The sequence below is a fragment of the Salinibacillus aidingensis genome, assembly GCF_055393355.1.
In genome coordinates, this window is the sequence record NZ_AP043759.1 from 73564 (window position 1) to 87838 (window position 14275).

The following is a 14275-nucleotide window of genomic DNA, read 5'->3' on the forward strand; positions in this document are numbered from 1 at the left end:
TGAAGGATCGAAGGATTCTTCAAAATAATGCATGGGCCTGTAGCTCAGTCGGTTAGAGCGCACGCCTGATAAGCGTGAGGTCGGTGGTTCAAGTCCACTCAGGCCCACCATGTAAATACGGGGCCTTAGCTCAGCTGGGAGAGCGCCTGCTTTGCACGCAGGAGGTCAGCGGTTCGATCCCGCTAGGCTCCATTTAGCACCTTGAAAACTAGATAAGAAAGCAATCAAGAGCAGACAACGGACAATGATGTCCGTGTGCGTTATAAGTTAAGTGAATAAGAGCGCACGGTGAATGCCTTGGCACTAGGAGCCGATGAAGGACGGGACAAACACCGATATGCTTCGGGGAGCTGTAAGTAAGCTTTGATCCGGAGATTTCCGAATGGGGAAACCCGCTGTCCGTAATGGGGCAGTATCCTTATCTGAATCCATAGGGTAAGGAAGGTAACCCGGGGAACTGAAACATCTCAGTACCCGGAGGAATAGAAAGCAAATGCGATTTCCTAAGTAGCGGCGAGCGAACGGGAAACAGCCCAAACCAGAAGGCTTGCCTTCTGGGGTTGTAGGACACTCCATACGGAGTTACCAAGAAATCAGGTAGATGAAACGGTCTGGAAAGACCTGCCGAAGAAGGTAACAGCCCTGTAATTCAAACCTGGTTTCCTCCGGAGTGGATCCTGAGTACGGCGGAACACGTGAAATTCCGTCGGAATCCGGGAGGACCATCTCCCAAGGCTAAATACTCCCTAGTGACCGATAGCGAACCAGTACCGTGAGGGAAAGGTGAAAAGCACCCCGGGAGGGGAGTGAAAGAGAACCTGAAACCGTGTGCTTACAAGTAGTTGGAGCCCGTTAATGGGTGACAGCGTGCCTTTTGTAGAATGAACCGGCGAGTTTCGATCTCATGCAAGGTTAAGCAGAAGATGTGGAGCCGCAGCGAAAGCGAGTCTGAACAGGGCGTATGAGTATGAGGTCGCAGACCCGAAACCGTGTGACCTACCCATGTCCAGGGTGAAGGTAAGGTAACACTTACTGGAGGCCCGAACCCACGTACGTTGAAAAGTGCGGGGATGAGGTGTGGGTAGCGGTGAAATGCCAATCGAACACGGAGATAGCTGGTTCTCTCCGAAATAGCTTTAGGGCTAGCCTCAAGAATTGAGTTTTGGAGGTAGAGCACTGATTGGACTAGGGGCCCTCATCGGGTTACCGAATTCAGTCAAACTCCGAATGCCAACAACTTGAGCTTGGGAGTCAGACTATGGGTGATAAGGTTCATAGTCGAGAGGGAAACAGCCCAGACCGCCAGCTAAGGTCCCTAAGTATACGTTAAGTGGAAAAGGATGTGGAGTTGCTTAGACAACCAGGATGTTGGCTTAGAAGCAGCCATCATTTAAAGAGTGCGTAATAGCTCACTGGTCGAGTGACTCTGCGCCGAAAATATACCGGGGCTAAACGTATCACCGAAGCTGCGGATTGTACCGTTGGTACAATGGTAGGAGAGCGTTCTAAGCGCAGCGAAGTCCGATCGGAAGAACGGGTGGAGCGCTTAGAAGTGAGAATGCCGGTATGAGTAGCGAAAGACAAGTGAGAATCTTGTCCACCGAAAGCCTAAGGTTTCCTGAGGAAGGCTCGTCCGCTCAGGGTTAGTCGGGACCTAAGCCGAGGCCGAAAGGCGTAGGCGATGGAAAACAGGTTGACATTCCTGTACCACCTTTCATCCGTTTGAGCAATGGGGTGACGCAGGAGGATAGGGAAGCGTGCTGATGGATATGCACGTCCAAGCAGTGAGAGTGATGAGCAGGCAAATCCGTTCATCGTAAGCTCGGGCTGTGATGGGGAGGGAAATAGAGTACCGAAGTTCCTGATTTCACACTGCCAAGAAAAGCCTCTCGTGAGGATGAGGGTGCCCGTACCGCAAACCGACACAGGTAGGCGAGGAGAGAATCCTAAGGTGAGCGGGATAACTCTCGTTAAGGAACTCGGCAAAATGACCCCGTAACTTCGGGAGAAGGGGTGCTCGTTCAGGCTTCGGTCTGGATGAGCCGCAGTGAAAAGGCCCAAGCGACTGTTTATCAAAAACACAGGTCTCTGCGAAGCCGAAAGGCGAAGTATAGGGGCTGACACCTGCCCGGTGCTGGAAGGTTAAGAGGATGAGTTAGCCCTTCGGGCGAAGCTCTGAATCGAAGCCCCAGTAAACGGCGGCCGTAACTATAACGGTCCTAAGGTAGCGAAATTCCTTGTCGGGTAAGTTCCGACCCGCACGAAAGGTGCAACGACTTGGGCACTGTCTCAACGAGAGACCCGGTGAAATTATACTATGCGTGAAGATGCGCATTACCCGCGACAGGACGGAAAGACCCCGTGGAGCTTTACTGTAGCCTGATATTGAATGTTGGTACAGCTTGTACAGGATAGGTGGGAGCCATCGAAACCGGAGCGCTAGCTTCGGTGGAGGCGCTGGTGGGATACCACCCTGGCTGTACGGACATTCTAACCCAGAACCGTGATCCGGTTCGGAGACAGTGTCAGGTGGGCAGTTTGACTGGGGCGGTCGCCTCCTAAAGAGTAACGGAGGCGCCCAAAGGTTCCCTCAGAATGGTTGGAAATCATTCGCAGAGTGTAAAGGCAGAAGGGAGCTTGACTGCGAGACCTACAAGTCGAGCAGGGACGAAAGTCGGGCTTAGTGATCCGGCGGTACCGAATGGAAGGGCCGTCGCTCAACGGATAAAAGCTACCCCGGGGATAACAGGCTTATCTCCCCCAAGAGTCCACATCGACGGGGAGGTTTGGCACCTCGATGTCGGCTCATCGCATCCTGGGGCTGTAGTCGGTCCCAAGGGTTGGGCTGTTCGCCCATTAAAGCGGTACGCGAGCTGGGTTCAGAACGTCGTGAGACAGTTCGGTCCCTATCCGTCGTGGGCGTTGGAAATTTGAGAGGAGCTGTCCTTAGTACGAGAGGACCGGGATGGACACACCGCTGGTGTACCAGTTGTTCCACCAGGAGCACGGCTGGGTAGCTACGTGTGGAAGGGATAAGTGCTGAAAGCATCTAAGCATGAAGCCCCCCTCAAGATGAGATTTCCCATCATTTTAAATGAGTAAGATTCCTCAGAGACGATGAGGTAGATAGGTCCGAGGTGGAAGCGTGGTGACACGTGCAGCTGACGGATACTAATCAATCGAGGACTTAACTTATACGAAAAGCGCAGGCGAGCGCATGCAAGTCGAAGCTGGACAAAAAACGCAGACGGATTTATAAACCACTGCCTGCTCACATGATTGCCTTTCTTATCTAGTTTTGAAGGTGCTAGTCACCAAAGCTAATAATGATAAGGAAGTTCTGCTAAAAGCGCTCATTTGTATGAACAACGCAGAACGATCAAGCCAAAGTCCAGTGGCGATGGCGGAGAGGTCACACCTGTTCCCATTCCGAACACAGTAGTTAAGCTCTCCAGCGCCGATGGTAGTTGGGGTTCTTCCCCTGCGAGAGTAGGACGCTGCTGGGCCAATTAAAACAATTCCACCGTAGCTCAGAGGTAGAGCAATCGGCTGTTAACCGATCGGTCGTAGGTTCGAATCCTACCGGTGGAGCCATAATGCTTCCATAGCTCAGTCGGTAGAGCGCTTCCATGGTAAGGAAGAGGTCGCCGGTTCAAGTCCGGCTGGAAGCTCTTTGGAAACTTTTCAAGGATAAATTTTATTTTGAATGGCCCGTTGGTCAAGTGGTTAAGACATCGCCCTTTCACGGCGGTATCACGGGTTCGAATCCCGTACGGGTCATCGTAAATATAAGGATGGATGCTGAAAAAAACAGGCATTATCCTTTGTCGGAGGATTAGCTCAGCTGGGAGAGCACCTGCCTTACAAGCAGGGGGTCGGTGGTTCGAGCCCGCCATCCTCCACCATATATCTCTTTAAATATGCCGGCCTAGCTCAACTGGTAGAGCAACTGACTTGTAATCAGTAGGTTGGGGGTTCAAGTCCTCTGGCCGGCACCATTTTAAACTCTATTGTTATCAATGGAGGGGTAGCGAAGTCTGGCTAAACGCGGCGGACTGTAAATCCGCTCCCTTTGGGTTCACAGGTTCGAATCCTGTCCCCTCCACCATATTTTGGGCCATAGCCAAGCGGTATGGCAACGGGTTTTGATCTCGTGATGCGCTGGTTCGAATCCAGCTGGCCCAGCCATGAGCCATTAGCTCAGTTGGTAGAGCATCTGACTTTTAATCAGAGGGTCGGAGGTTCGAATCCTCCATGGCTCATCAAGGAAGTTATGGTTGGATTCTCACCTGCGGTTCCCCTTGTTATCTATTGATATAAAGGTAGGAAACAAGGACTAGCCGGGGGGCGTCGGAATCCTCCATGGCTCATTTTTCTTTTTGCGGAAGTAGTTCAGTGGTAGAACACCACCTTGCCAAGGTGGGGGTCGCGGGTTCGAATCCCGTCTTCCGCTCCAGAAGAAATGATTATATATTAAGGGGCCTTAGCTCAGCTGGGAGAGCGCCTGCTTTGCACGCAGGAGGTCAGCGGTTCGATCCCGCTAGGCTCCACCAGAATATAAATATTGAACAGTGTACTGTCTCGAATTTTCCGTGACAGTTTTTTTGTGTACGAAATTATAAAATAACTGATTTATGGATATGAAATCAGCAAGCCGCGTCCTGCTCCATCACCCTGCGATAACACACAATAGCGTTATAAAGAATTTTGGTTTACCAAAGAATAGTTATATTCAAGCAGGAGATCCTATATGGAATAGGAAGATTAATTAGAAACAGGTAGGTAAAAATGGTGTATCGCTCAGTGAATCATTAGTTATTAAACCACTTCATTATGCAGGAATCATCAACACTTCTAAAGGCCTCCAACGTCTGTCAGCATCAATCATATTCCCTCACAGCCATCTGATCTAAACCGCCCTTCACTTTTTTTCTCACCGTATATATATACATAATTTTGTCAGGTTGAAACATCGTCTCCTTTGTATCTAAAATAGTGATAACTGAGGAGGGGGAGAAGTATGAACAAATATATATCATTAATTGGAGTACCGATGGATTTGGGCCAGAATCGCCGTGGGGTTGATATGGGTCCCAGTGCCATCAGGTATGCAGGGGTAATGGATCGTCTCGAAAAGTTGAATTATATGATAGAAGACTTAGGAGATATTGATATTCCTAATCCGGGAAACCGTCCTGATGATAAGGGGCTGAAAAATTTAGATGAAGTATCGGAAGGAAATATCCGTCTAACCAAGGTTGTGGACGAAACAGCAGCAAGAGGTCATTTTCCTTTAGTTTTGGGAGGTGACCATAGTATCGCTATTGGTACCCTTGCAGGGATCGCCAAGCATGCAGAAAACCTCGGAGTCATCTGGTATGATGCCCATGGAGATTTAAATACCGGAGAAACGTCCCCATCAGGAAATATTCACGGAATGCCGCTTGCGGTCAGTTTAGGGATAGGAAACGAAAAACTGACTCAAATCGGAAAGTATGCTCCGAAAATACGTCCGGAAAACATTGTTATTGTAGGAGCAAGATCTTTGGATGAAGGAGAAAAGAAGCTCATAAAGGATAAAGGAATAAAGGTGTACACCATGCATGAAGTAGATCGGCTGGGTATGACTCAAGTAATGAATGATACAATTGAGTATTTGAAGGAGCGAACAGATCAGGTTCATTTAAGTCTGGATTTGGATGGATTAGATCCACAGGATGCACCGGGAGTAGGGACGCCTGTTGTAGGCGGGCTAAGCTTTAGAGAAAGTCACTTAGCCATGGAAATGCTCTCGGAAGCAAATATTATTACCTCAGCAGAATTTGTGGAGGTGAACCCAATATTAGACGAAAAAAATAAAACAGCCTCTGTCGCCGTTGATTTAATGGGTTCTCTGTTTGGGGAAAAATTGTTATAATTATAGCTGTATAACAAACGTCAGCAACTTGTCTTTGCACAGGTTGCTGAATTTTTATCACGCATTAACTGGCCATAATACCCCCACTTCAGGTCTTGAGGGTACCCCAACAGTACTAAGTGGGGGGATAAATGGCCAGTAAATTCCTAATAAGTTCAACTAACCATCAGTGGGGGATGAAGAAAAGCCCCACTGATGGAAGTTTCACTTTATATAAATCACTTCCAATGGATAAAACGAACAACATGATAAAAAATTTTATAAAAATGAAACCTGATTTGTCTGGTGTTCGTACATATAGAGAACCCGCAGATCTAGCGGAGGTACAGGGATGGAAACGATAATTAAACAAAAAATTCGACAGGTTAAAAAGGGAGATCAATCCGCATTTGAAGATATCGTTAACTTTTACCAAAATAAAGTTATTCAGATATGCTATCGAATGCTCGGAAATTTACATGAAGCAGAAGATATTGCCCAGGAGGCTTTTGTGAGAGCTTATACAAACATCCACTCCTTTGACGAAAAACGTAAATTTTCCACCTGGTTATATCGAATTGCAACAAATTTATCGATTGATCGAATACGAAAAAAGAAACCTGATTATTATTTAGATGCCGAGGTTAAAGGAACAGAAGGATTAACGATGTATTCACAGCTTTCTATGGATGAACCCTTACCAGAGGAAAAAGTAGAGAGTATGGAGCTTAATGATTACATTCAAAAACAAATTTTATCCTTACCTGAAAAATATCGATCGGTTATTTCTCTTCGCTATGTCGATGATTTATCGCTGCAGGAAATTAGTGAAGCACTGGAGATGCCGATGGGTACAGTTAAAACTCGAATACATCGGGGAAGAGAAGCTTTGCGGAAAAAGCTTCGCGATTTGTAAAGGGGTGATACCTTGAGCTGTTCAAAGCGCTATATTGAGTTAATGCATAAATATCTGGATCATGAAATTCTGAAGGACGAAGAGGATGAGCTAAAACAGCATTTGATGCAATGTAAGTCCTGTCAATCACACTTTCATGAATTAAAGCGAACGGAAGCACTGCTTGAGAGTCCTTCTCATGTGCAAGCTCCCGATGACTTTGTGCAACAGGTCATGAATAAACTTCCAAGGGAGAAGAAATCTGTAAGTTACAGAAAATGGCTGAAGGCGCACCCGATTTTTACCGCCGCTGCTATCTTTTTTATTCTGATGTTTTCCAGTGTTGTAACCCAGTGGAGCCAGGATGGACAATTGACGGTTTCAAAGCAGGAAGGGATTGTTATTGAAGATGATACGGTTATTATCCCGGAAGGCCGGACAATCAGTGGAGACCTGGTTGTGAAAAATGGAGATGTTCAAATTGAAGGAAAACTGCAGGGCAATCTTGTACTGATCAATGGGAAAGTAAAAAATAGAAATGCTTTACGGGCTTCGGCTGGAGAAGTGACAGGTCAGATTGAGGAAGTGAATCAGGTTTTTGAATGGGTCTGGTACCATTTAAAAGAGGTTTCTGGTGATATTATCCCCTTTTAACGACAAGAAGCTATTAACTTGGACTTCCATAAAAAAATGGCCGCTAATCAAGCGGTCATTTTTCACGTGGTATAGAAAATAGTCAAATGGCAGAGGAGCGGACAGGAAATCAGGGGAGATCACGTCCGGCTCCAGCACTCAACGAGACTTCCTGCATCTGTACAATAAGTCAACAACGACCCACACAGTTTTTGTCGTGTATCCTTTGTTCTAAGATTGTTCACTTTGAGGTTTAAAGGGTTATGGCTATAGGGAAATATGGTATAATAAGGGAAGTTCAGGATTTAACTACATAGTGATGGTGATTTGTCGAATGATGTTTTACTTCGTCACAATGAAAAACAACGGTAGAAGGAAGTGTGCGCATGCTTGATGGGGGATTTAATTTCGTAGAACTTTTACGAATTGTTGTGGATGTCACCCTCGTATGGTTCGTTTTATATAAACTATTTATGCTGATTCAGGGAACGAAGGCTGTTCAGCTGTTAAAAGGAATATTTGTCATCTTAGCCATTTTTTTTGGCAGCTCCCTTTTAGGGTTGCAGACGGTTCAATGGCTAATGTGGCAAACCATGATGTTTGGTCCTCTCGCCATCATTATTCTCTTCCAGCCAGAATTAAGAAGAGCTTTGGAACAATTGGGTCGAGGAAAGTTCTTCTCAAGAAACACGCATTCTGAGGAAGAGGAAATGAAGGAGTCGATAGAGGCAATCATTAAATCCTGTAAATATATGGGGAAGCGTCGAATCGGTGCTCTTATATCCATTGAAAGAGAAACCGGTATGAGTGATTATGTGGAAACCGGGATTAAAATTAATGCAAATCTGACGAGCGAACTTTTGACGAATATTTTTATTCCGAATACCCCATTACATGACGGTGCTGTTATAATTAAAAGAAATGAAGTGATAGCAGCTGCATGTTATCTTCCGTTGTCCGAAAGCCCCTTTATTTCCAAGGAGCTGGGAACGCGCCATCGTGCAGCATTAGGGATCAGCGAAGTAACCGATGCATTAACTATTATTGTATCTGAAGAAACAGGAGCCATTTCCTGTACCAAAAACGGAGAATTGCATCGTGATTTAGAAGAAAATGCATTAAGGGAAATTTTGACGAGCGAATTAAACCCTGAGTTTGCTCAGACATCAAAAAGCTGGAACTGGAGGGGGAAGAAGAATGGATAAGTGGCTAAAGTCCCCTTGGTTTATTCGAATCATTTCATTACTTCTGGCTATAGGTTTATATGTATCTGTAAGTTTGAGCGATAATGAAGCGAGTGCATTGCTTCCAAAGAGCTCCAGTGAAACAGCAACGATGAGTAATATTCCTTTACAGGTTCGGATGGATGAGGAAAAATATGTTGTACGAGGGGTTCCTCAAACCGTTAATGTTTCGATTGAGGGATCGGGAGGTATCGTAACGACAACAGAAAGAGTAAGGGCTTTTAATGTATTCGTTGATTTGGAAAAGCTTGAGCCTGGTAAACATGATGTGAGGGTTCAGCATCAGGGATTTTCAAATAATTTATCGGTTAATATTGAACCTCAGACCATTGAGGTGGTCATTGAAGAAAGAGCAACAAAAGAATTTAATGCAGAAGTAGATATCCTTAATCAGGATCAGTTAAATGAAGGAATGATTTTAGGTGATCCTTCCGTTGACCCGGAAACTGTAGAAGTAACGGGAGGGAAATCCGAGGTTGATAAAATAGCGATGGTAAAAGCCATTGTTGACCTGAATAAAATAGATGGGGAAAAAATTAGTGTTGATAACGCCCCTGTAAAAGTCTATGATGAGCAGGGGAACGAATTAAACGTTTTTGTAGACCCATCAACTGTACAAGTTGATATTCCGGTTGAAGGGGGACAAAAAGAGGTCCCATTATCCGTACAGACAAAAGGAGAACTTCCGAATGGATTAAGCTTACAATCCATATCAACCAAACCTGAAACAGTCACTGTTTTTGGACAGGAATCTCTCCTGAAAGATGTAAAAGAGATTTCAAACTTAACGGTGGACCTGTCATCCTTTGAGAAGGATGGCTCGGTTGAAATAGATGTTCCGCTGCCATCAGGGTTAACAAGAGTGGAACCGTCCACTGTACAAGCCCAAATCGACGTTGAAGAAACCGTTGAAAAAATACTGGAGGACATACCTGTTCAGGTAAATGGTTTGGAAGAAGGCCGTGATATTACGTTTATTGAGCCTGAAAACCAGGCAATCACAGTTACGGTAATGGGTACCGAGAAGCAGCTTCAGGAAATTACAGCGGAGGACTTTACTGCTACGATCGATGTACAGGGTTATTATGAAGGTGAATTTGACGCTGAAATCCAAATTAATGGTCCTGAAGGCTTTGATTACACAGCAAATTTCAATTATGCACGAGTTCGAATTGAATAAATAGAATGTAAGAACTAGCAGGATAAAATGAAAAAGCCTTGCGCATAAAGGACATAGCCTTAAGTTTAGAACAAATGGTCTCATGCTTGGGCTAACCATGCCTTTGCGCTTTGAAATAAGGACGAAGGAGCGATTATAAATGGGAAAGTATTTTGGTACGGATGGTGTCAGAGGCATAGCAAATAAAGACTTAACACCAGAGCTGGCTTTTAAAGTTGGCCGCTATGGCGGATATGTATTAACAAAAATGAGCGATAGTCAGCCAAAGGTGTTAATTGGCCGTGACACCCGTATCTCCGGTCATATGCTGGAAGGAGCTCTTATAGCCGGTTTGATGTCTATTGGAGCTGAAGTGATGCGTATTGGCGTAATCTCGACTCCTGGAGTTGCCTATTTATCAAAAGCGATAGAAGCACATGCGGGAGTAATGATCTCCGCTTCCCATAATCCTGTTGAGGATAACGGAATTAAATTTTTTGGACCTGATGGGTTTAAGCTGACTGATGAGCAGGAAGCTGAAATTGAAGAACTCATGGACCGTGAGGAGGATGATCTGCCACGACCTATTGGTGCTGAAATCGGACAGGTGAATGATTATTTTGAAGGCGGTCAAAAGTATCTTCAGTATTTGAAACAAACCATAGACTTTGATTTTGAGGATATGCATATAGCTCTGGATTGTGCACATGGTGCGACATCCTCTCTTGCTCCTCACTTATTTGCGGACCTTGAAGCTGACATTACAACGATTGGAACCTCACCAGATGGATTAAATATCAATGATAAAGTAGGTTCCACCCATCCTGAAGCATTACGGGAGGTTGTTCTGGAAAAGGAAGCAGATGTGGGTCTAGCCTTCGACGGAGATGGAGACAGACTTATTGCAATTGATGAAAAGGGAAATATTATCGATGGCGACAAAATTATGTATATATGCGGAAAATACTTAATGGAAACAGGACGTCTTAAGCAGAATACGGTAGTCTCTACAGTAATGAGCAATATAGGACTTTATAAAGCGTTAGAGAACCATGATATTTCCAGTGTGAAAACAGCCGTGGGTGACCGTTACGTAATGGAAGAAATGAGGAAGAATGATTACAATCTTGGCGGTGAGCAATCAGGTCATATCATTTTTCTTGATTATACGACAACTGGTGATGGAATGCTTTCTGCCCTGCAATTAGTAAATGTGATGAAGGATACCGGGAAGCCTTTATCAGAATTAGCGGCGGAAATGGAGAAATTTCCACAGGAACTAAAAAATATAAAAGTGGTTGATAAACATCAGATCCATACCAATCAGCGCATTCAGGAAGAAATTCAAAAGGTGGAGGACATTCTTGGAAACGACGGTCGTGTACTTGTTCGTCCATCAGGTACCGAGCCGCTTGTTCGTGTTATGGTGGAAGCACCGACACGGGAAGATTGTGAAAGGTATGTGGACCAAGTATCAGCCGTTGTTCAGCAGCAATTAGGAATGAAGGAAGAGTAGGATATGCGCAGGTATCACAAAAAAGGGTACCTGCGCATATTTTATTAGTGATTGTGTAGAGGCCTTTATATAAAAATTATATTGACGCATACTTTTCTTTTTCGATAAAATATTAGTGATCTTTATTTTTTAACCAAAAATCAAAGATAGCATTCAGGAATGGAAAAGGAGGATTGCAGTTTATCATTTCTTTAAAAAGCGCCAGGACTATTTCCAATTAGGGAGCAGGGATTGTATTGATTTTACTGGAGCACACTAAGGAAAATTAGATCATATTCCTTATCCCAAGGGAGGAAATAGTTGACGAGGAGGAGGTTCATCGAGATTTCGGCGGATGCCTCCCGGTTGCCATCATCTCAACCGTACGTTTTAAACGAAAAACAAAGAGGTGACTCTTTGCACAAACGTTTAAAACAAGATGAGCGGACGTTAACTTAACACGAGAAGGGGGCAAACATCGCCCCTATTGTTAAAATAGTACTTTGTTTGCCTCTTTCTTAAAAGGGAGGAAACAAATATGTGTGGAATTGTAGGATATATCGGACAGCAGGATACAAAGGAAATTCTGTTAAATGGATTGCAAAAACTTGAGTACCGTGGCTATGACTCAGCTGGTATTTCAGTTCTGAATAATAACGGAGTTCACCTTTTTAAAGTGAAAGGGAGAATTGCAGCTTTACGCGAGGAAGTAGATGAAAACGTTCATGCAACGATGGGAATCGGCCATACACGATGGGCCACACACGGAGCGCCAAGTGTGGAAAATGCTCATCCACATCAAAGTGCGTCTGGCCGCTTTACCCTTGTGCATAACGGCGTCATCGAAAACTATACAGCTTTACGCGATGAATACTTGAAGGATGTTCAATTAAAGAGTGAGACAGATACAGAGGTTATCGTTCAACTGGTTGAAAAGCTCAGTGAACAATATAACGATGTGGAAAAAGCGTTCCGTGAAGCGGTACGTTTACTTGATGGGTCTTACGCAATTGCTTTAATGGATGAACAGGATCCAGACCAAATCTATGTAGCGAAAAACAAAAGCCCGCTTTTAGTTGGCCTGGGCGAGGATGGCTTTAACGTTGTATCCAGTGACTCTTTAGCCATGCTTCAGGTAACAGATCGTTTTGTAGAGCTTATGGATAAAGAGGCAGTCATGGTAAGACGTGATCAGGTAACCATTCAGGATCTGGATGGTCATGAAATTGAAAGAGAACCGTTTACAGCTGAAATTGATGCCAGTGATATTGAAAAGGGTACCTACCCACACTTTATGCTTAAAGAAATTGACGAACAGCCAACTGTCATCCGTAAAATTGTTCAGGAATATCGTGATGAACAGGATGAGATTAAATTAGATTCTGACATTCGTCAGGCTATGCTGGATACAGATCGTGTCTATATTATTGCTGCAGGAACAAGTTACCACGCAGGACTTGTTGGAAAGCAGATGATTGAAAAGCTGGCCAATGTTCCTGTTGAGGTTCATGTAGCCAGTGAGTTTTCCTATAACATGCCTTTACTAAGTGAAAAACCACTGTTCATCTTTATTTCCCAAAGTGGGGAAACAGCGGACAGTCGTTCTGTACTTGTTCAGATTAAAGAGATGGGTCATCCAGCCCTTACGATTACGAATGTTCCGGGATCTACCCTTTCTCGTGAAGCGGATTATACCCTTCATCTTCATGCAGGGCCGGAAATTGCAGTTGCTTCTACCAAAGCATACACAGCGCAAATTTCTGTGTTAGCCATCCTTGCTGTGGATACAGCTAAAGCAAAAGGGATTGACCTTGATTTCGATCCACTGCAGGAGCTTGCAATTGTTTCCTCTGCTATGGAAACCCTGTGTGATCAGAAGGAAGAAATTGAAAAGATTGTCTCGGAATTTTTAGAGACAACACGAAATGCTTTCTTCATTGGCCGTGGCATTGATTATTTTGTCGGTCAGGAAGGAGCACTAAAGCTTAAAGAAATCTCCTATATTCAGGCAGAAGGCTTTGCTGGTGGTGAATTAAAGCATGGAACCATTGCTTTAATTGAAGAAGGAACACCAGTAATCGCTATTGCCACTCAGGAAAATGTGAATTACTCCATCCGTGCCAATGTGCAGGAGGTTGTTGCTCGTGGAGCCAATGCCTGTATAATCAGTATGGAAGGCTTAGATGAGGAAAACGATACATTTGTGGTACCAAAAGTGCATGAACTGCTGACACCACTGGCTTCGGTAGTCCCTATGCAGTTAATTGCTTACTATGCAGCCCTGCATCGTGATTGCGACGTAGATAAACCACGGAATTTGGCGAAAAGTGTTACGGTTGAATAAGGAATAACGTGAATGAGAGTGCGGGTGTCTCCCCGCAACTCTTCTTTTCAAAAATGTAACTCTTCTTACAAGATGTAAGTAAGTTTTACAAAGAAGGGAAAGCGGAGGCACTTATGTATCGGTTCTTATGTATCACTCTAATCAGAATCGGGAGCGTACCGTTGGTACGCCTTCTCGGTTCTTTTTTTATTGGGTGAAAGCCTGGAAAGATAGATGACGTAAGGGATTAAAGCCATCCAAGCAGGAGAAAAAAGCGTGAAGAAAAGCGTGGGAAAACGCAAGAAAATCCCCTGTTAATCCTTAAACCTTATCTCTATTGCCTCCTTAATTTCTATTCTGTTTTGTAAAACCGAGTTCCATTTTTCAATATTTCATCGCATGTTTTTCGCCTGATTTCTGTAAGAAATAGCGGTTTTCTTTGTAAAACTTAGTTAAATTGAAAGGGGATATTTAGGGGGAGAAAAGGGCGTGAGGGCAAGTGGGAGAGGGTGTTGCGGGGGAGGGAGGGGTTTTGTAAAACTTAGTTCCAAAGGCATATAGTAGAAGATAAGGGATAGGGTAAATAGGAAAGGATTGCTAATTAATGTAAAATTGTAAGTTGACTTTTAA

General features: G+C 44.4%; 7 protein-coding genes, 12 tRNA genes and 2 rRNA genes. All 21 read left to right on the forward strand.

The window, feature by feature from the left end; all coding sequences use genetic code 11:
- Positions 1–33 precede the first annotated feature (33 nt).
- Positions 34–110: transfer RNA gene (locus tag ACZ5OK_RS00455), tRNA-Ile, on the forward strand.
- Positions 111–119: 9 nt separating this feature from the next.
- Positions 120–192: transfer RNA gene (locus tag ACZ5OK_RS00460), tRNA-Ala, on the forward strand.
- Between the two features lie 73 nt (positions 193–265).
- Positions 266–3195: ribosomal RNA gene (locus ACZ5OK_RS00465) — 23S ribosomal RNA — on the forward strand.
- 195 nt (positions 3196–3390) lie between these two features.
- Positions 3391–3506: ribosomal RNA gene (rrf, locus tag ACZ5OK_RS00470) — 5S ribosomal RNA — on the forward strand.
- A gap of 13 nt (positions 3507–3519) precedes the next feature.
- Positions 3520–3594, forward strand: a tRNA-Asn gene (locus tag ACZ5OK_RS00475).
- Positions 3595–3598: 4 nt separating this feature from the next.
- Positions 3599–3671: transfer RNA gene (locus ACZ5OK_RS00480), tRNA-Thr, on the forward strand.
- Between the two features lie 37 nt (positions 3672–3708).
- Positions 3709–3780: transfer RNA gene (locus ACZ5OK_RS00485), tRNA-Glu, on the forward strand.
- 49 nt (positions 3781–3829) lie between these two features.
- Positions 3830–3905: transfer RNA gene (locus ACZ5OK_RS00490), tRNA-Val, on the forward strand.
- Positions 3906–3922: 17 nt separating this feature from the next.
- Positions 3923–3998 (forward strand) — tRNA-Thr (locus ACZ5OK_RS00495).
- A 23-nt stretch (positions 3999–4021) separates the two neighbouring features.
- Positions 4022–4108 (forward strand) — tRNA-Tyr (locus tag ACZ5OK_RS00500).
- A 5-nt stretch (positions 4109–4113) separates the two neighbouring features.
- A tRNA-Gln gene (locus ACZ5OK_RS00505) sits at positions 4114–4188 on the forward strand.
- A gap of 1 nt (position 4189) precedes the next feature.
- Positions 4190–4262, forward strand: a tRNA-Lys gene (locus tag ACZ5OK_RS00510).
- A 119-nt stretch (positions 4263–4381) separates the two neighbouring features.
- Positions 4382–4456 (forward strand) — tRNA-Gly (locus ACZ5OK_RS00515).
- 21 nt (positions 4457–4477) lie between these two features.
- A tRNA-Ala gene (locus ACZ5OK_RS00520) sits at positions 4478–4553 on the forward strand.
- Positions 4554–5020: 467 nt separating this feature from the next.
- Positions 5021–5917, forward strand: a complete 897-nt coding sequence (rocF, locus tag ACZ5OK_RS00525; protein ID WP_343842761.1) for an arginase — start codon at positions 5021–5023, stop codon at positions 5915–5917.
- Positions 5918–6248: 331 nt separating this feature from the next.
- Positions 6249–6812, forward strand: a complete 564-nt coding sequence (gene sigW, locus ACZ5OK_RS00530; protein ID WP_343842764.1) for an RNA polymerase sigma factor SigW — start codon at positions 6249–6251, stop codon at positions 6810–6812.
- A 12-nt stretch (positions 6813–6824) separates the two neighbouring features.
- Positions 6825–7445 (forward strand): anti-sigma factor, encoded by a 621-nt coding sequence (locus ACZ5OK_RS00535; RefSeq protein ID WP_343842767.1) that lies wholly within the window; start codon positions 6825–6827, stop codon positions 7443–7445.
- Between the two features lie 365 nt (positions 7446–7810).
- Positions 7811–8629 carry a diadenylate cyclase CdaA gene (gene cdaA / locus ACZ5OK_RS00540; RefSeq protein WP_343842769.1) on the forward strand — a complete coding sequence of 273 codons (819 nt, stop codon included), beginning with the start codon at positions 7811–7813 and terminating at the stop codon, positions 8627–8629.
- Positions 8622–9848, forward strand: a complete 1227-nt coding sequence (locus ACZ5OK_RS00545; protein ID WP_343842772.1) for a CdaR family protein — start codon at positions 8622–8624, stop codon at positions 9846–9848. The genes cdaA and ACZ5OK_RS00545 overlap by 8 nt, the downstream gene beginning before the upstream one ends.
- A 139-nt stretch (positions 9849–9987) precedes the next feature.
- Positions 9988–11343, forward strand: a complete 1356-nt coding sequence (glmM, locus tag ACZ5OK_RS00550) for a phosphoglucosamine mutase (RefSeq protein WP_343842775.1) — start codon at positions 9988–9990, stop codon at positions 11341–11343.
- A gap of 517 nt (positions 11344–11860) precedes the next feature.
- A complete protein-coding gene (gene glmS / locus ACZ5OK_RS00555) occupies positions 11861–13666 on the forward strand; it encodes a glutamine--fructose-6-phosphate transaminase (isomerizing) (RefSeq protein WP_343842778.1) in 1806 nt (601 codons plus the stop codon).
- Positions 13667–14275: the final 609 nt, after the last annotated feature.

Coding starts and splice junctions, on each gene's coding strand:
- sigW (WP_343842764.1), top strand. CDS start 6,249: ATGGAAACGATAATTAAACAAAAAATTCGACAGGTTAAAAAGGGAGAT.
- ACZ5OK_RS00545 (WP_343842772.1), top strand. CDS start 8,622: ATGGATAAGTGGCTAAAGTCCCCTTGGTTTATTCGAATCATTTCATTA.
- cdaA (WP_343842769.1), top strand. CDS start 7,811: ATGCTTGATGGGGGATTTAATTTCGTAGAACTTTTACGAATTGTTGTG.
- glmS (WP_343842778.1), top strand. CDS start 11,861: ATGTGTGGAATTGTAGGATATATCGGACAGCAGGATACAAAGGAAATT.
- rocF (WP_343842761.1), top strand. CDS start 5,021: ATGAACAAATATATATCATTAATTGGAGTACCGATGGATTTGGGCCAG.
- glmM (WP_343842775.1), top strand. CDS start 9,988: ATGGGAAAGTATTTTGGTACGGATGGTGTCAGAGGCATAGCAAATAAA.